Consider the following 24,599-nt stretch of genomic DNA (forward strand, 5'->3'; position numbering starts at 1 on the left):
GGGATAACTATGACAGGATTACCGCACGCCGCAAATTTGGGGGTAGGACCGACCACCCCGAGCGCTACCGGGGGACGGCACACCGGGACTTCTGAAGCCGAAGCCACAGCCGGAACGAAAGAAAAGGTCGTGCCTGCGCGGAAACTGCCCCACGGTCTGACCCCTTTTGTCCGTCCCCGCCGGTTGCGCACGTCTGTGCCGATGCGTCGCCTGGTGGCGGAAACCCGCTGGAGCCCTGAACAGCTGATCCTGCCCGTATTCGTGCGTGACGGGATTAGCGAACCGGTAGAGATTCCGTCCATGCCCGGCCAATACCAGCACACGCCCGAGTCTTTGGCGCAGTTGGGCCGGGAAGCGGCGGATGCCGGCATCGGGGGCATGATTGTGTTCGGGGTCCCCACCGACGCTGACAAAGACGAAACCGGTTCGGCAGCTTGGGATCCCAACGGGATTCAAAACCGGGGCATCGCCGCCCTCGCTGACGCGGTCGGGGACCAGCTGGTGGTCATGGCCGACACCTGCCTGGACGAGACGACCTCGCACGGACACTGCGGACCGCTGCGCCCTGACGGTGTGGTAGACAACGATTGGGCGGTGTCCTGTTACGCGGCTACGGCGGTGTCACAAGCGCGGGCCGGGGCGGCCGCGGTCGGCCCCAGCGGCATGATGGACGGCCAGGTCGCCGCTATCCGTGAGGCTCTGGATGAAGCCGGGTACAGTGACGTGGCGATTATGGCCTACTCCGCCAAATATGCTTCCGGCCTGTTCGGGCCGTTTCGGGACGCGGTCGGTTGCGCCCTGAAAGGCGACCGGCGCACCTATCAGCAGGACCCCGCCAACCGCCGCGAAGGACTGCGCGAAACCCTGCTGGACATTGAGGAAGGCGCCGACATGGTTATGGTCAAGCCCGCCTCGCTGTACCTGGACGTGCTGGCTGACGTGGCCGCAGCTTCACCGGTGCCGGTGGCTGCCTACCAGGTGTCCGGCGAATATGCGATGATTGAGGCGGCAGCCGCTAACGGCTGGATTGACCGTTCCCGGGTCATCGACGAGTCCCTGACCTCGATTGTTCGGGCCGGAGCGGACATCGTGTTGACCTACTATGCGATTGAGGCGGCGCAAGGCTTGGCCTAACCGAGCCCGCGTCACGGCCAGCGAGCCGGAAACGTGACCCGAAAGACCTTGTGACACAGTACTTTCATCACCCAAAGGAGGGCGAAATGACAACGAATGCTGATTTGTTTGCGGCGGCTCAAGCCGTCATCCCCGGCGGGGTCGATTCCCCCGTCCGCGCCTACGGTTCGGTCGGGGGCGTGCCGGCTTTCGTGACTCGCGCCAAAGGTCCGCGCGTGTGGGACGCGGAAGGTCACGAGTTCGTTGACCTGGTTTGTTCCTGGGGGCCGATGCTGCTGGGTCACGCTGATGAACGGGTGGTCGAGGCCGTGACGCACGCGGCCGAGGCAGGTCTCAGTTTCGGGGCGCCCACCGAGTCGGAAACCCTGCTGGCCGAGACGATCCGCCAACGGGTGCCGCTGGCGGAAAAGGTCCGTTTCGTCTCGACCGGAACCGAAGCGACCATGACCGCTATTCGCTTGGCGCGCGGGGCGACCGGGCGGGATTTGATTATCAAGTTCGCCGGCAACTATCACGGACACTCTGACGGTTTGCTTAGCGAAGCCGGTTCCGGGGTAGCCACCGGCGGTTTGCCCGCCTCCGCGGGAGTACCGGCGGGGATTTCGGCTCTGACCCTGGTGTTGCCCTACAACAATGTGAAAGCTGTACAGGAAGCATTTGCCCGGCGCGGTTCCGAGATTGCCGCGGTCATCGTGGAGGGTGCCGCCGCGAATATGGGGGTCGTGGCACCCCGGGCCGGATTCCTGCCCGAAATTTCCCGGCTGTGCCGCGAGTACGGGGCGTTGATGATTCAAGACGAGGTGCTGACCGGGTTTCGGGTGTCGCCCTCGGGCTGGTGGGGGTTGTCCACCGGGCGGGAATATTTGGAAAGTCCAGAGGGCACCACGTCCGGTCCGGCGGGACTGTTCCCGGTAGGGGTCGCCGCCCAAAACGAGGGTGTGACTTTCGGCGAGTTTTGGACCCCGGACTTGTTGACCTTCGGCAAGGTCATCGGGGGAGGCATGCCCCTGGCGGCTATCGGGGGCCGCGCCGAACTGATGAATCAGCTCGCCCCCCTCGGTCCGGTCTATCAGGCCGGAACCTTGAGCGGCAATCCCCTGTCCTGCGCGGCCGGACTGGCCACCTTACAAGGTGCCGACAACAATGTGTATGGCAAGGTCGATGCGGTGGCCGACACGATTGCGGGCGCTCTGGACGCGGCGTTGAACCGGGAGGACGTCCCTCACTTCATCGGGCGAGCTGGTTCGCTGTTCTCCGTGTTCTTTTCCGAGACTCCCGTCATCGATTATGCCGGCGCAAAATCCCAAGAAACCTGGCGATTCGCCCCGATGTTCTGGGAGTTTTACCGGCAAGGCGTCATGTTGCCGCCCTCCGTGTTCGAAGCCTGGTTTGTGTCTGCAGCTCACTTTGGCGATGATGCGGCCATTAACCAGATTCTGGACGCGATTCCGGCCGCGGCGAAGGCTGCCGCCACCGCACAGGCGCCCCAGGCTTGAACACCGCATAAACCACCCCTCACAACTAGTGAAAGCAGAACAAATGGTTACTGAATTTCCCACCGAACACGTTGATTTGGGGGCGCTGAGCCCGGCGATTGCCCTCGGTTCACTGGACGGACGATACCGCGGGGTCGTGTCCCCGCTGGTCGACTGGTTTTCCGAAGCGGCGGTCAATCGGGCGCGCCTGTTCATTGAGATAGAGTGGCTCATTTGGCTCACTGACCAGGAAGTGCTGGACGGCGCGCCGGTGTTGAGCGCGGCTGAAAAATCGTATCTGCGCGGACTGGTCGGGACTTTCGGGGCGGACGAAATCGCTACGCTGAGCCAAACCGAAGCGAAAACCAAGCATGACGTGAAAGCGGTGGAATACCTGTTGAAGTCTGCCCTTGAGGCCGCCCCGGAGGCGTTAGGCGGTACGGAGGGCCAGGCACTGCCGGGCCTGAAAGAAATGGTGCACATTTTTTGCACTTCCGAGGACATCAACAACCTGACCTACGCGATTTTGATAAAGCACGGGGTGGGACGCGTGTGGCTGCCCGCCGCCCGCGCCTTGCAAGCCCAAATCACCGACCTGGCCCGGGAAAACGCGGACGTGCCGATGCTGGCCCACACCCACGGGCAGCCCGCCACCCCCACCACCTTGGGACACGAACTGGCCGTGTTTGCCTGGCGCATGGACCGCCAGCTGAAACGCGTTGAAGCCCAGGAATACTTGGGCAAAATCAACGGCGCGACCGGCGATTTCGCGGCGCACACGGTGGCGGTACCAGGAGCAGATTGGGCGGCGCTGTCCCGCGGATTCGTCGAGGACCGACTCGGACTGACCTGGAATCCTTTGACCACCCAGATTGAATCCCACGACTATCAAGCGGAACTTTATGCGACGGTCACGCACTTTAACCGCATCGCCCACAACCTCGCCACCGATATTTGGACCTATATTTCCCTGCGGTATTTTGCCCAAGATTTGGCGGCGCAAGGTTCGACCGGGTCCTCGACCATGCCGCATAAAATCAACCCGATTCGGTTCGAAAACGCCGAAGCGAACCTCGAGATTTCCTCCGGCCTGTTCGAGGTGCTGGAACAGACCCTGGTCACGACCCGGATGCAGCGCGACCTCACCGATTCCACTACCCAGCGCAATATCGGCACCGCGTTTGGCCACTCCCTGCTGGCAATCGATAATCTGCGGCGCGGACTGGCCGGGCTGAAAGTTGATGCGGCCGTGATGGCAGCCGATTTGGACGACAACTGGGAAGTGTTGGGCGAGGCGGTCCAACAGACCATGCGTGTGGCGGGGATTGCCGGAGTTTCCGGCATGGATAACCCCTATGAGCGCTTGAAAGAGCTGACCCGCGGGCACAAGGTTGACGGACCGCGAATGCGGCAGTTCATTGCCGACCTGGGGCTTCCCCCAGAGCAAACCGCACGTTTGCAGGCCCTGACACCCGCGACCTACACCGGGCTGGCCGCCCAGCTGGTCGACTACCTCGAATAAGCTGGGCTCAGCCCACTAAACAGGGCCGATTCCGGTTCCGCTGGGTGGGAATAATCCGGTGCAACCGGTGGTTGAAATGGACAGTGGCCCTGCGAGCGGCCAATAATGAAAACAGCAACGAAAGGAACTCCCAATGGCAACCCTCACCATGAACCTCGACGGACTGACTTGTGACATGTGCGTCAAGCACATCACCGCTGACCTCAGCGACCTAGAGGGCGTTGAGCGGGTTGAGGTGGTGCGTGACGAGGGCCGCGGGGTCGCTACCGTGATCGGCGAAAGCCTGCCCTCCGACCAGGTCCTCACCGAAACCGTGCAGGACGCCGGCAACTACCGCGTCGTGTCCATCGACCGCTAGATTTTGTTTCCTGAGCCGTCTCCAGCGGTGGTGTTGGGGCGGTGCGGGAACGGCCTGGTGGTTTGATGACACACAACGAAACGACAGTTAATTCCTCCGCTGACCCGGCGGTGGATCCAGCGCTGGACCCGGCTGGGTTGCGCCGGCAAGATCTGGGGCGCCGCCTGGTGGTGGCCGTGATTTTTGGTCTGCCGGTGATGGCGATTTCTATGCTGGAAGTCCTGCAGTTCCCGGCCTGGCAGTGGGTTGTAGGGGTGTGCAGCCTGCCGGTGGTGGGGTGGGCCGCCGCGCCGTTTCACCGCGGGGCTCTGCGGGCGGCACGAGGGGGGTCCACCACGATGGACACCCTGGTCGCGTTGGGAGTGAGCGTGGCGACGCTGTACTCCTGGGGGGCACTGATTTTTACCCCCGCCGGCCGCATCGGCATGACCATGAACATGAGCCTGAACCCGCTCGCGGCAGCGCACGAAACAGGCTCCGGCGGTGAAATCTTTTTTGAAACCGCCGTGATGATTACCGTATTCTTGCTGACCGGACGGTATTTGGAGGCTCGGGCAAAGTCCTCGGCGACCTCGGCGCTGCGCGCCTTGCTGTCCCTGGGGGCAAAACAGGCCGTGCGCGTCACCCGTCCCGGCGACCCTCGTGACACGACCACGCCTTGGGAAACTGAAACTGTCGACGTCGCCGCGCTTCAGCCGGGGGATTACTTTTTGGTACCGGCCGGGGAAAAAATCGCCACTGACGGCATTGTGTTTGAAGGACATTCCACCGTCGACGAATCCATGCTAACCGGCGAGCCCATCCCGGTGGAAAAATCCGTGGGCGATAGTGTGACCGGCGCCACCATCAACGTCCAAGGACTGCTGGTCGTTCAGGCCACCAAGGTCGGTGCGGAAACGAAACTGGCTCAAATCACTCGGCTGGTGACCCGCGCTCAAGCCGAGAAAGCCCCGGTTTCCCGCCTAGCGGACCGGGTGTCGGCAGTGTTCGTCCCGGTGGTAATCGTCCTGGCTGTCCTGACTTTCGCGCTGTGGCTGGGACACGGACAACCGTTCCCTGCCGCTTTTACCGCCGGGGTATCAGTGCTGGTCATCGCCTGTCCGTGCGCGTTGGGGTTGGCGACCCCGATGGCTTTGCTGGTCGGATCCACCCGGGCATCCCGGGCAGGCATCCTGCTGAAAGGCCCCCAGATTCTGGAGGAAACCCGGCGCATCAACACCCTGGTCATGGACAAAACCGGCACGCTGACCAGCGGGGAAATGAGCCTGGAGGACGTGACGGTGTCGGCTTCGAGACCGGCGGAGTTGGTGTCGCTGGGGGACACCGAGGCTCTCGCGTTGGCAGCCAGCCTGGAGGCCGGTTCCCCCCACCCGATTGGAAAAGCCCTGGTCGCGGCCGCAAAAGCAAGAGACTGCGGGAGCGGACCCGGCGCCTTGACCGGGTTTGCCACGTTTATTGGACGCGGCGCCGGAGGTTTCGTGGACGGCGTGGCCTATGCGATTGGGAAACCGGAGTGGCTCACGGTGATGGGCGCGGACATTCCCCCCGACTTGGAGGCGGCGATTGGGGCCGCCCAGTCACAAGGCCGGACCGTGGCGGTGTTGGCTACGGGTGCGGACTGGTCTTCACAAGTTTCCGGGGACGCCTCCCCGGTGTTGTCAGGTGAGCCGGTAGGTACGGAACTGACCCTGAAAATCACGGGGATGACCTGCGCGTCTTGCGTGGCCCGAGTGGAAAAGCGGCTCAATAAACTCGATGGGGTTTCGGCCTCGGTGAACCTCCCCTTAGAAATCGCCACCGTGACGCTCACCGCGGATGTCCCGGCTGAAACCCTGATTGCACAAGTCGAAAAGGCCGGTTACGGGGCCAGTTTGCTGGACAGTACGGGAACCGCGGCCGAACCGGGCCGGCGCAATGAAAACAGTACCGCGGCGGTGGCGGGAGACCTGGTGCAGGCCCGAGCCCTCGCCGTGTTCACGTTCAGCGACCCGGTCAAACCCGAAGCCGCGCCCACGGTAGCCAGCCTGAAAGCGGAGGGTATCGAAACCGTCCTGCTGACCGGGGATCAGCCTGAACCGGCACATAGGGCGGCCGACCAGGCCGGAATCGAAACGGTCGTGGCAGGGGTCAGCCCGGAAGGCAAGGTCGACGCAATCCGGGAACTGCAAGACGCCGGGAAAATCGTGGCGATGGTCGGGGACGGCGTCAACGATGCGGCCGCTCTGGCCGCTGCCGACCTGGGGATTGCCCTGGCCACCGGCACCGATGCGGCTATCGGTGCCGCGGACATCACCTTGGTGAACCCCAGTTTGGGGGCCATCACCCAGGCCATCAACGTGTCTCGAGCCACCCTACGAAACATCAAAGAGAACCTCGCCTGGGCTTTTGGTTACAACATTGTGGCCATACCCCTGGCAGCCGCGGGAATGTTGAACCCGGGGCTGGCGGGGGCTTTCATGGCGTCCAGCTCGGTGCTGGTGGTGCTGAACTCCCTGCGCCTAAACCGCGTCCACCTGTGATTTCGCCGGGTCATCAGGAGTGTGACACCGCGGCGCAAACCCGGGCGGCACTCAATCCTTTGGGCGGATTGGCGCTGGGCATAAAAACGCTAGACTAGGGGAGGCCAGCGAAGGGACGGTAGAAGTGGCTTCTAGGGATGATGCTGACGCTTTAACGCCGGCGCGGCGCAAACGAGTGCTGTTGGTGTGCTCGATGACTGTCGTATGTACCCAGCTGTATCTGAACGCAATGAACGTGACTCTACCGGCGATTCGGACGGATTTGCACGCCAGCACCGGGGAACTGCAGTGGTCTTTGAACATTTATGCCCTGGCTTTAGCGGCCATGCTGATGGTGACCGGAGCTTTGGGCGACCGTTTCGGACGCCGCCGCACCATGATTGTGGGCATGGCGACTTTCACGGCCGGTACTGTGTTGGCTGCCGCCGCGTGGATGCCGCTGGTGCTGATTGTCGGCCGCGGCTTGCAAGGGTTGGGAGCCTGTATGCTGCCGGTTATCAGCCTCGCGGTCATCAACGAGGTGTTTCGCGACCCGGTGGAACGCGCGAAAGCCATCGGGTTTTGGAATGCGCTGCTCGGAGTCGGTCTAGCCGCCGGGCCGGTGTTGGCTGGAGCCTTGGTGACCTGGGTCGATTGGCGTGCCGTGTTCTGGGCGCCGCTCCCGCTGCTGGCGTTGACCTTGGCGGGCATCATCCGGGAAGTCCCCGAATCGCGTGATGAAACCGGGCGCCGCCTGGATATTCCCGGCCAAATTTTGACCGCCATCCTCATGGGTGCTCTGACTTATGACATCATCAGCTTCGGAGAAGGCATTTTTGGTCTCGGCGAGTGGGTTCTGGCGGGGATATTCGTGCTGGCCTCCCTCGGTTTCGTGTGGCGAGAAACCCACACGCCCTGGCCGATGCTGGATTTTCGTTACTTCCGTTCCGTTCCTTTCGTCGGGTCACTGTCCATCATGGAGTTCGTCTTTATTACCCACGGTGGCTTCATGTTCGTGTTTGCCCTCTACCTGCAGCTTGACCTGGGTTTCACCCCGTTGCAGGCCGGGTTGATGATGCTGCCCCTGGCGCTTGCTAACACGGTTGCGGCCGTCGCGGCGGGACGCATTGTCGCCGCGGGAAACTACCGTGCGGCCTTCCTGGTAGCTGGCATCGGCACCCTGCTGTTGGGCGTCTGCCTGCTACCCCTGAACAGCACCGGCCCAGTCGTGTTGCTGTTCGTGGCCACAACCCTGGCCGGGGTGGTGCTGGCATTTACGAATATGCCGGTGACGAACCGGGTGCTGGTGGCCATGCCGGAAAGCCAAGCCGGGGTCGCTTCCGCCACGACTTCCACCGCCCGCCAAATCGGCATGTCCCTGGGCATTGCGGGCTTCGGCGCGTTCATGAACCTGGGGGTGGCGCGCGGCCTGCCCATTCACGAGGCTGCCCACCCGGCTTGGTACATCACCATCGCCCTGGGGGCGGCGGTTGCCGTCGTCGCGGTGGTGGCCACGACCGGCTGGGCGCGCGGCACCGCCGCCCGAGTGCGCCAAAGCCTGAGCTGAGCGCGCGCCCGGCGAGGACTTCCAGGCCTGCCAGGGCCACACCTTTTGGCATGACCGGCAAACCCGGCAAACTCGCAAGGCTCGCCCGTCTTCCAGCGCTGCCAGAGTGCCAATCCTGCCAGACCTGCCCGAACCTCAAGCTAGTGGCCAGACCTGCCAGAACGCGCGCCCAACCCAGACCTCCTAGCCCAGGAATTCCGGACCTGCCCGGGACGTCGACTGCGCCTCCGCTACCAGCCCGATTTTCAACGGTTTTGCCACCCGAACGGTCACCATCCACCCGGAAACCGTACAAGTCTCCAGGTGAGAACCATTCTTGGTAGCGTATTCACCAGCGGTCGCGCAACCGTCCCCACCGGTCAATACCGCTGTAGCCCCGGCAATGGCAGCCAAATCGCTGGCCTGATGAGCGGCGGTGGCGCCCGCCGCAGCCACCCCGACTTGTGCCAAACCCAAGGTCAAAGCCAACCCCAACAGAATCAGCCCCAACGCCATGACCGTTCCTGAACCGCGCTCCTCACGCAGCTTCCCTCTGAGTAACCCCTGACCGGCTGTTTCACCATGAATCTTCACGAGGAATCACCGCCTGCGCTTTTGCGCTCATGCCGAGCATTCCGAGCATCGCGGGCATTTTCTTGGTAGCGCTGCACTGCACGTCCTTGCCACTGGTGCTGACGCTCACCGCACCAGCCGAACCCCCGGCACCCCCGAGCAACCGATTGCCGGCTGCCACCGCCGCCGCGCTGTCCTCCCCAATCGCCACCGACCGACAAGCTGCCCGCGCCGCCGCGTTGACCTGGACACCCGCCATTCCGGCTGCTCCGGTCAACGCCAACGTCACCACAATCATGATGACTGCGGGGAAGGTCAGCGCGAGCTCGGTCGTAACCATCCCGTCTTCTGAACTGAGGCGTCGCCCGTGAGCCAGCCAACGGCGCACCAGGCGCCGACTGAACTGTTGACGCCAACCTTTCCCGACATTCATCATCATGCTCAGACCTGCAGAGCCTGTTCGATGATGGACTGCAGCGCGTCTTTCAATTCGCCGCCCTTCATAATCATCAGCAGCAATCCCGCAAAAGCGGCCGCCGCCAGGGTACCGATGGCATATTCCGCGGTCGCCATGCCATCCTCCTCGCCTTTCAGACGAGCCCAAAAAGACACTGCTTTCGCTTGCAATGCGCTAACCTTGTTCATTTTCTTTCTCCTTTTTCCGATTTGTCTCGCGGACCTTCCGCGCGACCACCAGTCGCCACGGTGACTAACTGGCACCCCCTTGTGTGTTGACAAAGGGAAGTCTGTTTTCGGCTCTCACGAAATGAGTTCCTCAATCGTGGACACCACCACCGGCACAATCCCCAGCGCAAAAAACGCTGGCAGCAGGCACACACCCAGGGGAATCATCAGCCGCACCCCCAGACGTTCCGCCGCGTCTAAAGCCCGGTGAATCTCGGCGGCCCGAGTTCGCGAAGCCCCGCGCACCAGCAGTGGCACCGGGGACGCGCCTTCTTCCCAAGCCGGCTGCAACACGCTGGCCAAATCAACCCACTTGGCATCCGCCTGCGCCCACGCTTCATCCCAGTCCGCCCCCAACAGCAGCATTCGCGCCACCACCGCCAAATCCGGTTCCTCACTGGCCGCAGACACAGCCTGCAGAGTGGACGTCAAAGACACCCCGTTTTGCTGACAAGCCGCAATAATGTCCATCGCCAGGGTCGGATCGAGGCCTGGTGTCGTGATGCCCGTCGCCTTGCGGATCATGGCTGCTGACCACAGGTTTCCCGCCACCATCAAGGCCAGACCGACAACGAAAATCCAGGTATTGATACCGCCTCGAAAAGCCATATCGATGACATCCACCCCGATAAACTGGGCCATTCCCAGCGCCGCCAAAGGCAACACCCCAAGCAGGCGAGCGGTCGCTTTGGGACCAACCTGCGCGGTGTGACGTTTCGCAGCCGTCTCAAGCGTGGCGGCAATCCCGTCCGCAACCCGGTTCAAAATCTCGGCCAAAGGGGCTCCTACCTGGGTCGCTACCTGAGTGGCAATCAACATACCCCGCAAGGCTTGAGCTGTCGCCTGAGGGTGGCGAACCCGAGCCAGTGGGTTTGCTTGCGCCGCTCGCCCCGCTCGCAAGTTATCGAAGCGTTCTCGCAGTCCCGGCTGCGGATGAGCCACAAAGGCTTCGATCGCGGCGAAATCCAGACGCGCATCCAGACGGTGCAAGGTGGTGGACCAGGCGTTTTCGATACTGGCGCCCGCCTCCAAACGGGTGGCGATCTCCGCACACAGCAGCCCCACCTCCAAATCCCTCAGCCCTTGCTGTGCCGGGCGCCCGCTTCGCCGGGAGAACCTTGCGCGCCAGTGCGGTGCCCCACCCGAATCTTTCGCGCCGCGAACGCCCTCTGTCCCGGCGCGGGAGGGCAGGTTGCACGGTTGCGTGTCACGCTCGCTGCGCGAACTGATTCCTGCTAACAGTCCCGCGCCTGCGAGCAGTACCACGGCCACCACCACGGTAACCAGCTGTGTCGAATCCATCAGCGCACCCCCTTGAACTCCGCAAAATCGTTTGCTAACTGGGCAGACGTCTGATTGCGCTCGCCCACGGGATTCCATTCCAGGTGGGGAACTTGCCATTTCGGTGGCGGAGTCGGGGCGGCAACCCGGTTGGTCTCTGGCAGTTCCGGGTCTGGGTGCACAAGTGTCGCGTCTGAAAGCACAAGGTCAGGCTCCGGGTCCGTGTGTTCCGGTTTCGGGCTCACAAGGTCGGAGCCGAGCCTAGGTGCGTCCGTTCCGATGGCAGGGGAGCCTACCGCAGGGGAAACAGTCGGTACCGATTCTCGCGGCGGCTCAGGCAGCTCAAACCGAGCGGCAAAGTCCCGCCAGCCCTCCAACCGCTGCACTGCCCCGGTCTGAGGATCGAAATTCAACACCGCTTTTGCCGCTAAAGCCCCGTCAGAACCGCGGGCCAGACGCGCCAACTGCACTACCGCGCGACGCACCCGCCCGTCCCGGTTACGAAACCGGCGCAGATGCACGATGACATCGAAAGCCGGCAGGGATTGGGCGCACAAAGCCTCGCGGCTCATGCCCGCCAAAGCTCCCAGAGCCTCCAAACGCGCCGGCACTTCCAGAGCTGAATTGGCGTGAACCGTAGCCCACCCGCCGCGGTGACCCGTATTCAACGCCGACAGCATCTCCCGCACCTCGGCACCTCGGGCCTCACCTAAAATCAAACGATCTGGACGCATCCGCATCGCGGCCTTCACCAAATCGGACAAAGACACGCCGCCAGCCCCCTGCACATTGGCACCCCGCGCCTGCAAATGGACGACGTGCGGATGGGCCGGGCGCAGCTCCGAAACCTCCTCGATGCAAATGAGACGCTCATCGGGGGCCGCCAATCCCAGCAAACACGCCAGCAAAGTCGTTTTCCCGGTGCCGGTAGCCCCGGTTATCAACCCGGAGGCCCGCACCTGCACCAATCGGCGCAGCACTTCAGCGAGCCATGGGGAAACCATGCCGGACGCCACCACCGCCTCCAATGGCAGAGCCACCGGACTGGGTATCCGCAACGAAATCACGGTCGAATCCCCCGACAGCGGTGGTAGCACGGCGTGCAGACGCACTCCTGAAGGCAGGGTCGCATCGACAATCGGGGTCGCGTCGTCGAGTCGCTGTCCGGCCGCGGCCGCCATCCGCACCGCTGCCCGGCGTAGCGCCACCGCCGACCCCATGGAGAAATCCGGCACTTTTTCCAAACCCGCACCGGCATCTATCCAAGCCTCCTCGGGGCCGTTGACCAGCAAATCCGTGACCCCCGGTCGGGTCAGCAGGGAACCGAGCGGCTCATCAACCCCCTCTAGGGATTGGCGCAGCCCGCGAGCGCCCTGCGCCAACTCGCTGGTCGTGGTGGCGGCCGGAGCTGTCTGTAAAACGGCCTGCGCCGGGTCTAAACCGGCCGCGACCAGGCGTCTCATCTCGGTAATGTTCATCATCGTGTCCTCTGTTCCAAATGCAGCAAGCCTGCCGCGAAGTTTTCCGTGAGGTGTGCCACTTTTCGGGGCAGCGGGGTGGTGAGTCCGTCACGGCCGAAACTGTCCCAGATTCGCGTGGAGTAGGACCAGTCCGAAACTGCGATTTCCGGGTGAATTTCGCGCAGCGCCCGGCGGGCTTGACGCGGGGGCAAACCTCCGCCGGGGACCACGATTAGGTGTGCGGGTGAGGGCACCGTAGGGGGTAGCGTTTCCCAAGCCTGCAGTGCCGCGCGGGAATAATCCGCCACCCACACCATGGCATCCGTTCTCACTGTTCCGTGCGGCGAACCCGTCCCGGATAGCGCCGGCGCTCCGGCTCCGGAACCCAAATCCAGCACGAGGCAGGGGAAAAATCCCGCTAAATCTCCCAGTACGCTCGGGATGGTCTCCGGGCGAACTATGGACCCCGAACCGCCCAACAACGCCACGTTTTCCCAGGTGGGTAGCCCCGCTGCGGCGCGAAACCCCGGAATTTGCCCGGTGGTCTGCCAAGCGCTCCAATCCAAATCCGCTCCGTTGACTGGCGCCACCCAAGCGTCTAAAGGCAGGTAGGAGCCGCTGCAGTCCACCCAGCAAACCGGGGCAGCACTGCTGCGCCCCTCCCCATCGCGCAGGGAGTCGCGACCGGTCGCGTATCTGCCCCCGCGCCCTTTGTTGTGGGTACGCCCTCCTGCTCGCGGGTGTTCACGAGTGCGTTCGCCACCGGTCTCGCCCTCTGCCGCCACCGCGAGGGCGTACGCCAGCAACCCAGCAATGACCGTCGTATTGACTCCGGGCACCAGGCCGCGAACCGCCACGGTGAAAGCGCTGCCGGACTGCTGGAGCATGAGGCCCAGCACTTCACGTTCATCGGCAGGCAACACCAGAGCAGGCCGCGTCTGCGCGCCTCCGCCGGTCTCGCCTTGCAGACGCACCAGGTAGGTTCCGGTCGTGAGTCGACCCGGACAGGCGTCGGCCGCTTGAGTAGAGCAAAAGACCGGGCCGGGATCCGTCCCTGACCAGTCTCGTGACGTCGCGACCCGCAAATCGGCACCCGCCAGCGTGGCGAGCATTTCGAGTTGCTCCCGCCACGCTTTCTCATGCGGTTCGCACAGCAGCGTCACCGTTTTGGAGGTATTGACCATGTCCCCAAGTTTTCGCCGCCGTGCAACAGACCTGAAACGGAAAAATTTTTACCTGTGGAAAACCCCGAATTCACCGCCCTGTGGATAACGTGATGAAATGGGTGACTGACTGGGAAAACCGCGAAAACTTGACCAAATTTTGGGGAAGATATGTATAGCTTCAGTCCCGCGTTATACAATGGCTCGGTGTCTGAAAACCTTCCGCAGCCTCCCAGGAATCCGGTTCCCGGGCAGGCCGGCGGCTCGCAGCAACGCCGCCAGGGGCAACCGTTGCCTCCTCGTGCCCGCCCGCAGGTTCCGGTCGTTTCCCTGCCGCCCAGTCAAACAGCGGGCAATCCTCCGGTTCCTTTCCCGCGCCCGCAACAAAAAACAGTTCAGCCTCGCGTGTTGCCGCCCCGTTCCGCGGTGCGGCGCGGATTGGTGACTCCTCCAGGGCAACTCTCCCCGACTCCCCAACCGAATGGTCAGCCTGGCCAACCTGTTCAACCTGGCCAGCCAAGTCCCGCTGTCGGGATACCCCCAGTCGTCCCCCCCGCTCAGACCGCGCAATCCCCCCAGCCCGTTCAACCTAGCCAGCCAAGCCCTGTTCCACTGACCTCGAACGATGCTGACACCCCAACCGCCTTGCCGGAAGAAGAAATCGACGAGGCCGAGACCGCAGCTTGGAGGACCGAGCTTGCTGCCGCCGCAGCTCAAAACGAAGTCGAACAGGTTCCCCATGACTTGAGCCCCGAACCCGCCCCCTCCGAGACACCTGCCAAGCGGCCCGGCACGTGGAAACGGTTTGCTTACCTGCGCGATCAGTCCCGGACACTAGCGGAAACCGGGACCCCGAATCCTCCGCCCAGTACCTTACGGGCCAACCTCATCGGTATCCTCACCGGGATGCTGGTGGCGCCCATCGCGATGGCTTTTCTGATTTGGGGTACGAAAACCGTGATGGATGCCAGTTACGGCGCGGGAGCTGTCGCTATATTCTTGGGTATTTTTGAGATTTTGGCGGGAACCGCACTGCTGTCGATAACCGGTGTGGTCACCGGCTACTACTCGTCGCTATCCTGGGCGATTTCCGCGCTCTGGCCCGTGCTGCTGACTGTCCTGGCCAGCCCGATTCGCGGCTTGGTCGCCGCCCACAACGACACTTTGACGGGAGCTTCGCAGTACTCGCTGTGGTGGGATTTCCTCGATGGAGTTTCCACGTTGACGGCTTCTGGATTGTTCCCCACCATGGCAATAGTCATGGTCGGGGCGTCTTTGGCGTCTCAAATCGCCTATCTGGAGGGGCGGGACTTCGCCTTGCTGGAGCACGAACTCGGCGAAACTAACGACCGTGAGCCCGGCGCCCCCATTGCCCCGCCTTCACGCTTGAAGTATCACTTCCTGGCGATTGTGGTGGCTGTCATCTGCACGATTGCGGGCATGTTGGCGCTGATTCCGCTCCATGATCGTTTGGCGGTCATCACCGGAGCCAGCGGACATTTGTCCGAGCTGCCGGCGGTCGCCACTTACGGGCTGCCGATTCTGGGTATCCTCTTGCTGTTCATAGCGGTTTATTCGGGTTCCAGATCCGCCGCGGGCCTGCTGTTTGCCGGCGTGACCTGCGGGATTATTCCGGGGATAATTCTTGCTTTCGGAGAGGCCTCAACTTCCGGTTGGGCCGAGCGCCTGGTCAGGTTCCTTTCCGATCACCTCACCGCTTCTATGCACGTATCCGGCGGACCGCTGACGACATTCGGTTTTGTGCTCATTGCCTGCGCTCTAACGCTGTGGTGGTGTCGTCAAGCGGGTCAACGCGATCAAAAGGCGGATCTCGCGGAGGCTTAGCCGGTTTTTTCAAGGTGTTCACAAGCGGTTTGCCCGGGTTTTTCGTTGCTTTCTTCAGTTTTTCCCAGCGCGCCTAGTGAGAATGGCCTGATTCGTGCGCTAACGTGTTTTCCGAGGTGACTGACGAAGGGAGATTCCCGTGACCGAAGAAAATCAGCCGGCAGAATTGCCTGACTATCTGCGTGACGCGTCCGAGGGCGCCGACAAGTCTTTGGACGGCGAAATTGATGCTGCAGAGGCATGGGCGCAAGCTTTTGCGAAAGACAGTACAGACTCCGATACCGACTCTGGCGCTGACCCGCAAACCGCACCCACCCCCGAAGAATCAGTCACCAATCCGGTTGAGGACAACGAACCCCAGGTACAGTCAACCACAGTTACTGATAATAACGCGGATACCGTGGCAACTTCCCAGGTTGAGGAAACAGACAGCGGCGCCCCCGCGCCAGAACCCGCACCCGCACCCGAGCCAGAACCGGACCCGGTGAGTGACACCTCTACGCAAGCCTGGTCATCGTTCCTGAACGAAGAAACCATCGCAAAAACGGAGGATTCTACCACTGACGTGGTTGACTCCAAGAACGAGGAAATAACTCCCGCGCCGCCTGCCGAGGAGTTGGAAACCACGGTAGTGCGTCGCAAGTCCCTCCTAGGAGCGGAACCCAGTCCGACCCCTCCAGCTGCCGCGACTGCTGACGACACTGCAACCACGGAAGAACCCGACCCGAAATGGCAACCACGTCAAGCACAACTTCTCGGTAACGAAGACCAAAAACTCAATGAATCCACGATGTTGGCCGGAGCCTCTATCAAACCGGCAAAAATCAGCCGAGCCGGCGCGCATGCCTGGTCCCTGCTGATTAGCCTCATCGGAGTACCCCTGGCGTGGGCATTCTTACGCCACGCCGGAGGACTGCTCTACGGTTCAAACCACTCCGCTTGGGAGACGGGCAAATACTCCTTGGAAGGGCTCATCTTCCTGGTTTTGGGTCTGGCAGCAGTCATCTTCATAGGTATGGTGGTGCGGTTATCCTCACTGGGGATGTTTGTGTCTGGAATTGCGCTCTGCGTTCTGGGCGGCGCTTTCGTGGTGGTCCCCGGAGTGGTGAAAGGCGCGATGGGCAGTACCTTGCAGGGAATGCAAGATAGCCCGGTGATGGCGTTGAAGGTGCTGGGCTACCTCATTGAATCCGCCGGCGCATCGGGCCAATTCTTTGTTATCGGTGTGCTGTTAATCATGATTGGCGTGGTGGGACATACCGCCCGCCGCAAAGGCCGGGTTGACCAAATCGCCGACAAGGCTTTGGCTCGCGCCGAAAACGCTTAGCCCCCGGCAACAACCCAAAACATTTAGATAAGGAAAGTCTTAGGTGGCAAGGAACAGCGGTGTAACAAGCCTGGGTGCTATCTGGGCGGAAGTGCTGGCGGGGCTGGGCGGCAAGGTCCATGAGTCAGCTTTGGATTCGCGATTCTGTTTGGCTGCCGAGGACAGCGTGCAAGACCGCATCTTCCACTTGCATTCGGGAAAAGTTAAGTTGACCCGCGCCACATCGATGGGTCGCGACCACCTCCTGGAAGTCCTGGGACCGACAGACACCATCGGCCTCAATGCCCTGACCGATTCTCCTGCAAAAGACGGGTCGGGCGGCGACAACTTCCTCCAGCATTCTCCCGTTGCACCGGAGCAGTCCGGCAAACCGGAAACCGAGGATTCCTACAGTACCAGCGGTGCAGCCTCGCGAAACGCCGCCCGGACATGGTTTGCCACCGCAACCACCGTGGAACCGGTACAGCTGGACTGGGTTTTAGTCACGGATGCAGGGGAATACCTGGCAAAGCATCAGGCCCTATATCTGGAGTTGCTGCGGGCCTTGAACCGGCAGACTGAGCTGCTCTACCAGCGCACCATGGCGCTGCGAGATGTGGATGTGCCAGGACGTATCGCAGCTGCTTTGCTGGAGCTGATGGAAAAGTTCGGGCAACCGTTGGAAAGCGACACAGACGAGCAATTGTCAGGACAAATGCCGGGGGGAGCTACGGACACAGTCAGCGAAACCCTGCGAGGAACCGATTTTCCCGCCACCGGGGTGCGATTGCCGCACGGGCTGTCGCAGCTGGAGCTGGGTCAGATGGCCGGAGCTAGCCGAGAGACAGCCAACAAAGTGTTGGCAGATTTCATCTCGCGCGGCTGGATCATTCAAAAGCGCAGGTCAATTATTATCATGAATGAGGAACGGCTGCGCTACCGGGCTTCGTAGATTGCGGACACGACCCGCGCCCAAAAGCGCAAAAATCTAGGCCAAAGGGCGTTTAAAGTAAGCAACCAGCGAATCCCCGCCGCCCGGTCCTGGCACTATCGCCACCAGTTCCCAGCCGTCCGCACCGAACTGATCCAAAATCGCTTTCGTGTTGTGCACCATCACCGGTGCCGTCAAGTATTCCCACTTCGTCATAAACTCAGCCTAAACCGTGGCGGGCCAAGCCAAAAAAAGACAACCCACCCTTGGACAATAAACGCTGGCGGAACGCTACTTGGAGAGCGCTACGGCACGGCGGGACGCGCGAACGTGAGCCAACACGTGGGGAGCGTGCTTCGTTCGCAGCTCCGCTGCTAGCTCATCATCGGCTTCGCGCAACCAAGTTTCCCAAGAACGAACCTCTGGGTAGCGGCGCAACATCGCGCGGCGCTCCCGTTCGGTCAAACCGCCCCAAACTCCGAAAGAAGCTCGGGAATCCAGCGCATCGGCTAGGCATTCCAGGCGGACAGGGCATCCGTAACACATAGAACGGACTTCACGTTGGGCTGCACCTTGGACAAAAAGTTGATCCGGCGGGCGATCTGCGCACAATGCTTTGGCCGCCCAAGTTTGGTCTTCATTGACTGACATATGAATCTTTCTTTCTCGAAAGCCAGCTTGCCTTAAATAGCTTAGCCGCCGGTCAAGGGAATTTCAAGGGCGAAAAATTGCAGATATTTCGAGACAATTTTGCATACACCATACTGAACTAATACATTTACTGAACTAAATTGAAATAGATTCTTTACACAACATTGCCAGGGCAAGTAATCCGGTGCCGTAGCCTGATTTAATTTAGAAAGAATCGCACCCGACCTTTAGGATTGACCTATGGGGAAAAATGACGCAGCCAGTTCCACTTCCGCACTGCCCAAGACCCGTAGGTCGCGAGTCCTCGCTCTTTTGGTAGCTTTCGTGGCGGCAAGCGCGGTCGCGGGCGTGTTCACCGCCGGTTTGGCTCTGCCCGTGGTCGGTGCCGCGGCTATCGTCAGCGCCAAAGGTGCCGAAACCCTCGACGACTTGCCCGCCGACTTCACCACTTCGCAACCTTCCATGAAATCCATCATCACCGCTGCTGACGGCACTCCCATCGCCGAGTTCTATGCGGAAAACCGCATCGTGGTTCCCCTGGCGCAAGTCGCCAAAACCCTGCAACAAGGGGTTATTGCGATTGAGGACCGGCGTTTCTTGGAGCATCAAGGCGTCGACATTGAGGGCATGAGCCGAGCCATCCTGTCCAACCTGGCCGGCAACGACCTGCAGGGCGCTTCGACCCTGACCCAGCAATACGTGAAAAACCTGCTCATCGAACAAGGCCGGGTCGCTGGTAACCCGGACATGATTGAAGCCGCCAGCGAAACGACCTTGGAACGCAAAGCCCGGGAAGCCAAACTGGCGATGAGCTTGGAACAAAAGATGACCAAGTCCGAAATCCTGGAGGGCTACCTGAACATCGCCCAGTTCGGGCCCTCGGTCTACGGGGTAGAAGCGGCCGCCCAACACTATTTCTCTAAGTCCGCCAAAGACCTCAGTCTCGCCGAATCCGCCCTGCTAGCGGGAATCCCCCAGTCCCCTAACGGACACGACCCCATCGCGCACCCCGAATCTGCCACCAAACGCCAGGGACTCGTGCTGGACGCGATGGCTCGTGACGGATACATCACCCCGGAACAGGCCAAAAAGGCCAAGTCAATGCCAGTTTCGGAACTGCTACACGTCTCCACCCAGCAACAGGGGTGTGGGCTGGCAGGCAACGCCTCATACTTTTGCTCCTGGGTGGTAGGGGAAATCCTGTCCTCCCCAGAGTTTGGCGCCACCTATGCGGAACGCCAACGCTTGCTGCTGCGCGGCGGACTCAATATCAAAACCACCCTTGACCCGAAAACCCAAGACGCCGCCTACAGTACGATTACCGGGCGCATCCCGGTGGGTGACCCTTCTGACGTCAAGATTGCCCTGTCCAGCGTCGAGCCGGGCACCGGCAAAATCAAGGCCATGGTCCAAAACACCAACTACGGTGTCGACCCGGGCAACAACGCGGTGACCGAAAACTCCTACAATGGCGACTACGCTCACGGCGGCTCGGCAGGTTTCATGACCGGATCGACCTTCAAGGTCTTTACCCTGACCCAGTGGTACATCGACGGTTACGGCGGTTATGACCAAGCCGGGGGACGCTACAGCATTCCCGCCAAAGACTGGAAGATTTCCTGCGCCCCAGAACTGGCCGATGTATGGAACTTTTCAGAAACCGGCGGCGCTAAGAAAGGCGCTATGACTATTGCTGCCGGTACCGCGAACTCCATCAACGGCGTGTTCGCGAACATGGCGACCAAACTGGACTTGTGCGACATCGCAAAAACCGCCGCCAAGATGGGGGTGACCGAACCTGACGGCTCGCCCTTCACGCCGCAACCCTCTTTCGTTATCGGCGCCGGTTCTGCCACCCCGCTACAGATGGCCGGCGCTTACGCAACCTACGCCGCTCACGGAGTCTATTGCGACCCCATCGGCATCACTTCCGTTACGGATTCCTCCGGGAAATCTTATAACGTGCCCGATGCGAACTGTCACCAAGTCCTGACCCCCGACGTGGCCGACAAAGTGGCCGTAACCTTGGAGGGAGTTCTGCACGCGGGCGGGCGGGCCGCTGCTATTCCCCGACCGGCTGCGGGCAAGACCGGCACGACCGACCACAACGAAAACACCTGGTTTGTCGGCTTTGTCCCCCAACTGGCGGCCGCGGTGTGGGTCGGGCACGCTAACGCGAATATCCCGGTGGGACACCAAACCATCGGGGGACGCTACTACGGTTCCCTCTACGGTTCTTCCATCGCGGCCCCGACCTGGGGAACTTTCATGACCGCCGCTTTGCAGGATGTTCCTATTCAGCCCCTGCCAAAGGTTAGCTTGGGCTCCACGGGGACGTTTGTGGGCGGAGGCTACAAGCCCAAGACCGAGGAGAGTCCCACTCCCACGCCTTCGGATTCGGCCAACCCGGCTGCACCCGGCAGCGGCGCAGGTAGTCCGGGGACGACTCCCGGTGAGGGCGTGGCGAACCCCGGAGCGAATCCGGACGCTAACAATCCGGCGCCTCCCGCTCCGCAGCCGCCAGCTCCGGCTCAACCCTCAGCTCCTGCGCAACCTGCGCCTCCGGCACAATAACTAGCGAAATAAACGGCGCACTAGGAAAGTGAAGGCAAATCCGATGGACTCCCACTTGTGGACCCGCACCTGGAACGCAATGAAAGTTGGGGCGCTGACGGCAGGAGCTGTAGCGTGGAGTGCCGCGCGCGCCTCCCGTGCCTACCAGCTGCGTCACTTGACGGTTCCCGTGCCCGGACGGGCTTTGCGTTCCATTGCTGCGCCGGGATCCGATGCACAAGTGCCGCGTTTTGGGGTGGCGGGTACGCCGCAGTTTCCGGGGTTGCGGGTGTTGCACCTTTCGGACACGCATTTATATCGCGGCCGCGAGGATTTAGTCGGCTGGTTGCGGGAACTGGCGAAACGGGCGGGAACGGACTTTGATCTGGTCGTTTTGACCGGGGATATGTTGTCATCGAGTTACGGGGATGAATTTTTGGCAGCCCCGGCGCTGCAGCCGTTTATCGATTCGGGGGTGCCGGGGGCCTACGTGTTCGGAGATCATGATTTCTACGCCAGCCGCGCGGGTAATCCGTTGAAATATTTGTGGAGTACCAGCGAAAAATCCGGGTCGGGCTCTGCGGGCGCTAAACGGATTGGCGAGCCTGGTCAGAGCAATCGGCTCAGCAGGTTGTTGGCCGATTCTGGTTGGCTGGACCTGAATAATGCGAACGGCAGCTTGGACGTGCGCGGGGTGCGCCTGGAGTTCAGTGGGGTTAACGACCCGCATGGGCATCGAGATCAGTATGTTGGTTTTGATAGCGATGGGGTTGGTGAACCGCGCCAAGCCGGGGTCGGCGTTGGTGAAACGGGCGCGGCCGGGGTCACAAGCGGTGGTGAAACACGAGAAGCCGAGGTAACGGGTACCGGTGGGCCGGGTAAGACTGAGGTCACAAGAGGTGATGGACCGCACCAGGGCGAGGCAAGCGTTGATGCGTCGGGTAGAGCCGGTTTCACAAGCGCTGGTGAGGTCGGCTTTTCCAATGAATACTTGCGGGCGACCGGTCGCAGCGTCCGCCTGGGACTGTCCCACGCCCCTTATGCGCGCGTGCTGAATCAGTTCCTCTCGGATGGAACTGACCTGGTGTTTTGCGGGCACACGCACGGGGGTCAGGTCTGTTTGCCGGGCGGCCACGCCCTGGTGACGAACTGTGATTTGGATCCCCAGTTTGCCTCCGGCCTGTTCGAGTGGCAAGCCGATACATGCCATGGAATCGAGAGCGGAACCGGGAAACCGGACCGGGCGAGCATGAGCGTCTGCGTCAGCCCCGGCCTGGGGACCTCGCCATTCACCCCCTGGCGGGTATTTTGCCCGCCCGTGGCCTACATCGTCGAGCTCGTCGCCGCCTAGGTCGAACTCGCAGAACATTAGCTCCCTGAGCCGCCGAGCCACGTGCCGCTTGACCACTGGGTCGTTAGGCCGTGCCAGCAATGCCGACCCGAGCAATCGGGGTTTTCCTGCAGGGGGTTCAAAATGGTTCTGCGGCGCATTTTCGCTCACTGAAGCGTTGATAATCAACCTAGTGTGCATAGGCTGGTACCGTTAGGCGGTTTTTGGTGGTGGTTGCAATGGTTGTTGTTTAGTTTAATGCTTTTTGGTTTGAAATTGGTCGTTCGTGCATATGCCCTCTGTCGAGGTGGCAGTCTCGTGAATCACCAGCCACTTCACCAGTTCTCATAATCACTTCCAACCTACCATTCAGCCAATGGGGAGAAATCCTAGGCTCCACAACCATAGCCACAGCAATAATCGACCGCGTAGTCCACCACGCCCAAGTCCTGCAAACCAACGGAAAATCCTACCGACTGCGCAACCACGACCAACCAAACCCAGTAAAATAAAACTGCTCAAAATTCAACAGCCAAAAACGCACCATTTTCAACCGCCACCGACACTGCTGCGAGGGGTTTGCTTGTTATCGGGCATAGAACAGCGCTCAGCATTCTTAGCGATATCAATCAGACGGGCTTCTAGACAACCCCAATGTCCCTCGTTAAAAGACCGCTGCAAGCTAGCAATAATAACTTTTGGGTATTAACCCGACCTTTTCCACTGTGGTTTCTTTTTTGTCATGATCGCGTAAACGCTCTACAAAGTTTTCTGTCTTGCCTATATAGCGCCAAGTGTTCTCAATAGCTTCAGGGCCATTACCAAGAAGAATGTACACACCATTACGAGCGATTGAGCTGAATGCCCCCGTGTTTGCATGGGGTTTTTGAGACGTTTGAGTTTGTTTGAATCCCGTAGCGACTAGACATCATAGTTCTGCTGAAGTCAACACGCTTTAGCAGGGATTTTTATGGTTTGTGCTTCTAATCATAAAGAGATTATTCGCGGAACTCGGGATGGTAAAAACTCAGCAAAATTGCCGCAGCTATCAGGACTGTGCAACATGTCATTGGTAGCCACGGAGAGAGTCCATAAAGTGCGGTGGAGGCTATCGGTGCCACTACATAGGCTGCACCATTGTTAGCATTAATCAACCCGGCCAGCCCACCTTGCTCTTCGGGCTTCATTTGCAAAGTAGGCGCCGTGTTGTAGCCAGGCATCGCCAGGCCTAGACCAAAGCCTGTCAAGATGCTGGCTACGATGAACAGTCCAAGATTTAGTGGATAAACCAAGAGCAGTAACCCGAGAAGAACGATTATTAATCCTCTTCTAAAGAGCTTTTTAGCACCCCAGTTTAACCTTGGAGCCACCAAGGCCTGCGCCAGTATCATCACCACACCCATTATTGACATGCACAAAGCGGTGAGCCCTGCTGTTGCGCCGGCCGCTAGCTTCAAAACATCCTGCAGTAAAAAGCCGAAAAGTGTAGCCACGGTAGAAAAAGCGGTAAACATTAGGAAACCGCAAGCCAGGAACACGAATACTCTTGAATCAAAATAGGAAACTTTTGCCGGTTGACCGACTTTTTCTTCGCCACCTGTGGGTTTGAATGTTAGCAGCAAAACGGCAACGCCTAAAAGCATGACCAGAGGCATCACCAGCAAGGGCATCATGAAACCTCCTATAGCTGCAAGGCTGCCACCCAATAAGGCTCCAAGAATAGACGAGAATCCTTGTGCAGCGCCCAAGACTCCCAGACCTTTTACCCGTTGCGTCTCATTGTAGGTATGAGTCACAACGTAGGTTTGCGCTGCTGGGGATACTGATGCGATGGCACCGCCGTACAACACGCCCCTAGTTATGACTACTCCTAGAATCAACGCTATGCCGGTGAGCAGACCCTTAAATCCTAGCCACACCACCATAGCGAATCCGCTTAGAGCCAGGATTCCGGCAAGCATGCCAATAAGCAAGATGCGCCGAGATCCCCACCGCAATGAGACCCGTCCCCACCTGGTGGAGGTAAGAGAGAACATGATGGCAGCTAACGAAATGGTGGCGCCAATGTGCCATTCCTTCAACCCGATTTCGCGCGACAGCGGAGCCAGAATTGGATTAAGAATCATCTGCCCCATATATGCCAGTAACACCGTCAAAAACAGGGGAAACAGTCCCGTTATTTTTGATTCGACTTTCTCGTTTCGTTCATTAGTGGCGCACATTAAAACATCCTTTCCAAAGTGAGCTACCAATCAAGCTGAAACAATACTAGAACAATGTTCTAGTATT

The 24,599-nt window shown here is 60.6% G+C and carries 21 protein-coding genes; 12 read left to right on the plus strand and 9 right to left on the minus strand.

The genetic code is table 11. The annotated features are described in order from the left end of the window. The first annotated feature begins 9 nt into the window (after positions 1–9). From hemB to Q0V70_RS06505, 6 genes are all read left to right on the plus strand, one after another. Positions 10–1,134, plus strand: a complete 1,125-nt coding sequence (hemB, locus tag Q0V70_RS06480) for a porphobilinogen synthase (protein WP_297589802.1) — start codon at positions 10–12, stop codon at positions 1,132–1,134. A gap of 86 nt (positions 1,135–1,220) precedes the next feature. Next, positions 1,221–2,630 carry a glutamate-1-semialdehyde 2,1-aminomutase gene (locus Q0V70_RS06485; RefSeq protein WP_297589806.1) on the plus strand — a complete coding sequence of 470 codons (1,410 nt, stop codon included), beginning with the start codon at positions 1,221–1,223 and terminating at the stop codon, positions 2,628–2,630. Positions 2,631–2,673: 43 nt separating this feature from the next. Beyond that, positions 2,674–4,131, plus strand: coding sequence for an adenylosuccinate lyase (gene purB, locus Q0V70_RS06490; RefSeq protein ID WP_297589809.1), 1,458 nt, complete (start codon positions 2,674–2,676; stop codon positions 4,129–4,131). 133 nt (positions 4,132–4,264) lie between these two features. Then, positions 4,265–4,489 (plus strand): heavy-metal-associated domain-containing protein, encoded by a 225-nt coding sequence (locus Q0V70_RS06495; RefSeq protein WP_297589811.1) that lies wholly within the window; start codon positions 4,265–4,267, stop codon positions 4,487–4,489. A 65-nt stretch (positions 4,490–4,554) separates the two neighbouring features. Then, on the plus strand, positions 4,555–7,008 hold the full coding sequence (locus Q0V70_RS06500) for a heavy metal translocating P-type ATPase (protein ID WP_297589813.1): 2,454 nt from the start codon (positions 4,555–4,557) through the stop codon (positions 7,006–7,008). Between the two features lie 124 nt (positions 7,009–7,132). Beyond that, positions 7,133–8,554: an MFS transporter gene (locus Q0V70_RS06505; RefSeq protein ID WP_297589816.1), complete on the plus strand. Its 1,422-nt coding sequence runs from the start codon at positions 7,133–7,135 to the stop codon at positions 8,552–8,554. A 183-nt stretch (positions 8,555–8,737) separates the two neighbouring features. Here the strand turns inward: Q0V70_RS06505 and Q0V70_RS06510 are convergent, their stop codons facing one another. The 6 genes from Q0V70_RS06510 to Q0V70_RS06535 all read right to left on the minus strand — a co-directional run bounded on the left by Q0V70_RS06510 (position 8,738) and on the right by Q0V70_RS06535 (position 13,715). Then, entirely contained in the window at positions 8,738–9,127 is a 390-nt protein-coding gene (locus Q0V70_RS06510) for an Rv3654c family TadE-like protein (protein ID WP_297589819.1), read from the minus strand. Continuing rightward, positions 9,111–9,545 carry a TadE/TadG family type IV pilus assembly protein gene (locus tag Q0V70_RS06515; protein WP_297589823.1) on the minus strand — a complete coding sequence of 145 codons (435 nt, stop codon included), beginning with the start codon at positions 9,543–9,545 and terminating at the stop codon, positions 9,111–9,113. Before Q0V70_RS06515 ends, Q0V70_RS06510 begins: the two co-directional genes overlap by 17 nt. 2 nt (positions 9,546–9,547) lie before the next feature. Then, entirely contained in the window at positions 9,548–9,751 is a 204-nt protein-coding gene (locus Q0V70_RS06520; protein ID WP_297589826.1) for a DUF4244 domain-containing protein, read from the minus strand. Between the two features lie 114 nt (positions 9,752–9,865). Beyond that, complete coding sequence (locus Q0V70_RS06525) at positions 9,866–11,092, minus strand: type II secretion system protein (RefSeq protein WP_297589829.1); 1,227 nt, start codon at positions 11,090–11,092, stop codon at positions 9,866–9,868. Next, entirely contained in the window at positions 11,092–12,549 is a 1,458-nt protein-coding gene (locus tag Q0V70_RS06530) for a TadA family conjugal transfer-associated ATPase (RefSeq protein ID WP_297590015.1), read from the minus strand. The genes Q0V70_RS06525 and Q0V70_RS06530 overlap by 1 nt, the downstream gene beginning before the upstream one ends. Beyond that, positions 12,549–13,715, minus strand: a complete 1,167-nt coding sequence (locus Q0V70_RS06535; RefSeq protein ID WP_297589831.1) for a hypothetical protein — start codon at positions 13,713–13,715, stop codon at positions 12,549–12,551. Before Q0V70_RS06535 ends, Q0V70_RS06530 begins: the two co-directional genes overlap by 1 nt. A gap of 186 nt (positions 13,716–13,901) precedes the next feature. Between Q0V70_RS06535 and Q0V70_RS06540 the strand changes: the two genes are divergently transcribed. The 3 genes from Q0V70_RS06540 to Q0V70_RS06550 all read left to right on the plus strand — a co-directional run bounded on the left by Q0V70_RS06540 (position 13,902) and on the right by Q0V70_RS06550 (position 17,797). Beyond that, complete coding sequence (locus Q0V70_RS06540) at positions 13,902–15,539, plus strand: hypothetical protein (RefSeq protein ID WP_297589833.1); 1,638 nt, start codon at positions 13,902–13,904, stop codon at positions 15,537–15,539. 139 nt (positions 15,540–15,678) lie between these two features. Then, on the plus strand, positions 15,679–16,866 hold the full coding sequence (locus Q0V70_RS06545; RefSeq protein WP_297589836.1) for an ABC transporter permease: 1,188 nt from the start codon (positions 15,679–15,681) through the stop codon (positions 16,864–16,866). A 43-nt stretch (positions 16,867–16,909) separates the two neighbouring features. After that, complete coding sequence (locus Q0V70_RS06550; protein WP_297589838.1) at positions 16,910–17,797, plus strand: Crp/Fnr family transcriptional regulator; 888 nt, start codon at positions 16,910–16,912, stop codon at positions 17,795–17,797. Between the two features lie 36 nt (positions 17,798–17,833). On the opposite strand, the gene Q0V70_RS06555 is transcribed toward Q0V70_RS06550, so the two are convergent. Together Q0V70_RS06555 and Q0V70_RS06560 are read right to left on the minus strand one after the other, a co-directional pair. Continuing rightward, positions 17,834–17,992 (minus strand): DUF4177 domain-containing protein, encoded by a 159-nt coding sequence (locus tag Q0V70_RS06555; protein WP_282922509.1) that lies wholly within the window; start codon positions 17,990–17,992, stop codon positions 17,834–17,836. A 75-nt stretch (positions 17,993–18,067) separates the two neighbouring features. Next, positions 18,068–18,427: a WhiB family transcriptional regulator gene (locus Q0V70_RS06560; protein WP_297589841.1), complete on the minus strand. Its 360-nt coding sequence runs from the start codon at positions 18,425–18,427 to the stop codon at positions 18,068–18,070. Between the two features lie 240 nt (positions 18,428–18,667). Here Q0V70_RS06560 and Q0V70_RS06565 point away from each other — a divergent pair, with 240 nt between their 5' ends. The 3 genes from Q0V70_RS06565 (at position 18,668) to Q0V70_RS06575 (ending at position 22,822) form a co-directional block, all read left to right on the plus strand. Then, positions 18,668–21,001: a transglycosylase domain-containing protein gene (locus Q0V70_RS06565; RefSeq protein ID WP_297589844.1), complete on the plus strand. Its 2,334-nt coding sequence runs from the start codon at positions 18,668–18,670 to the stop codon at positions 20,999–21,001. Positions 21,002–21,044: 43 nt separating this feature from the next. After that, positions 21,045–22,331, plus strand: a complete 1,287-nt coding sequence (locus tag Q0V70_RS06570) for a metallophosphoesterase (protein ID WP_297590018.1) — start codon at positions 21,045–21,047, stop codon at positions 22,329–22,331. Between the two features lie 329 nt (positions 22,332–22,660). After that, positions 22,661–22,822, plus strand: a complete 162-nt coding sequence (locus tag Q0V70_RS06575) for an ATP-binding protein (protein WP_297590021.1) — start codon at positions 22,661–22,663, stop codon at positions 22,820–22,822. Between the two features lie 486 nt (positions 22,823–23,308). Here Q0V70_RS06575 and Q0V70_RS06580 read toward each other — a convergent pair whose 3' ends face one another. Continuing rightward, a complete protein-coding gene (locus Q0V70_RS06580) occupies positions 23,309–24,532 on the minus strand; it encodes an MFS transporter (RefSeq protein WP_297589847.1) in 1,224 nt (407 codons plus the stop codon). Between the last annotated feature and the right edge of the window lie 67 nt (positions 24,533–24,599).

The sequence above is a fragment of the uncultured Mobiluncus sp. genome, assembly GCF_947087965.1.
GTDB lineage: Bacteria > Actinomycetota > Actinomycetes > Actinomycetales > Actinomycetaceae > Mobiluncus.

Bases quoted from the DNA above. Each gene is read 5' to 3' on its own strand.
- hemB (WP_297589802.1), top strand. From the start codon at position 10: ATGACAGGATTACCGCACGCCGCAAATTTGGGGGTAGGACCGACCACC.
- Q0V70_RS06485 (WP_297589806.1), top strand. From the start codon at position 1,221: ATGACAACGAATGCTGATTTGTTTGCGGCGGCTCAAGCCGTCATCCCC.
- purB (WP_297589809.1), top strand. From the start codon at position 2,674: ATGGTTACTGAATTTCCCACCGAACACGTTGATTTGGGGGCGCTGAGC.
- Q0V70_RS06495 (WP_297589811.1), top strand. From the start codon at position 4,265: ATGGCAACCCTCACCATGAACCTCGACGGACTGACTTGTGACATGTGC.
- Q0V70_RS06500 (WP_297589813.1), top strand. From the start codon at position 4,555: ATGACACACAACGAAACGACAGTTAATTCCTCCGCTGACCCGGCGGTG.
- Q0V70_RS06515 (WP_297589823.1), bottom strand. From the start codon at position 9,545: ATGATGATGAATGTCGGGAAAGGTTGGCGTCAACAGTTCAGTCGGCGC.
- Q0V70_RS06520 (WP_297589826.1), bottom strand. From the start codon at position 9,751: ATGAACAAGGTTAGCGCATTGCAAGCGAAAGCAGTGTCTTTTTGGGCT.
- Q0V70_RS06525 (WP_297589829.1), bottom strand. From the start codon at position 11,092: ATGGATTCGACACAGCTGGTTACCGTGGTGGTGGCCGTGGTACTGCTC.
- Q0V70_RS06530 (WP_297590015.1), bottom strand. From the start codon at position 12,549: ATGAACATTACCGAGATGAGACGCCTGGTCGCGGCCGGTTTAGACCCG.
- Q0V70_RS06535 (WP_297589831.1), bottom strand. From the start codon at position 13,715: ATGGTCAATACCTCCAAAACGGTGACGCTGCTGTGCGAACCGCATGAG.
- Q0V70_RS06555 (WP_282922509.1), bottom strand. From the start codon at position 17,992: ATGACGAAGTGGGAATACTTGACGGCACCGGTGATGGTGCACAACACG.
- Q0V70_RS06560 (WP_297589841.1), bottom strand. From the start codon at position 18,427: ATGTCAGTCAATGAAGACCAAACTTGGGCGGCCAAAGCATTGTGCGCA.
- Q0V70_RS06565 (WP_297589844.1), top strand. From the start codon at position 18,668: ATGGGGAAAAATGACGCAGCCAGTTCCACTTCCGCACTGCCCAAGACC.
- Q0V70_RS06570 (WP_297590018.1), top strand. From the start codon at position 21,045: ATGGACTCCCACTTGTGGACCCGCACCTGGAACGCAATGAAAGTTGGG.
- Q0V70_RS06580 (WP_297589847.1), bottom strand. From the start codon at position 24,532: ATGTGCGCCACTAATGAACGAAACGAGAAAGTCGAATCAAAAATAACG.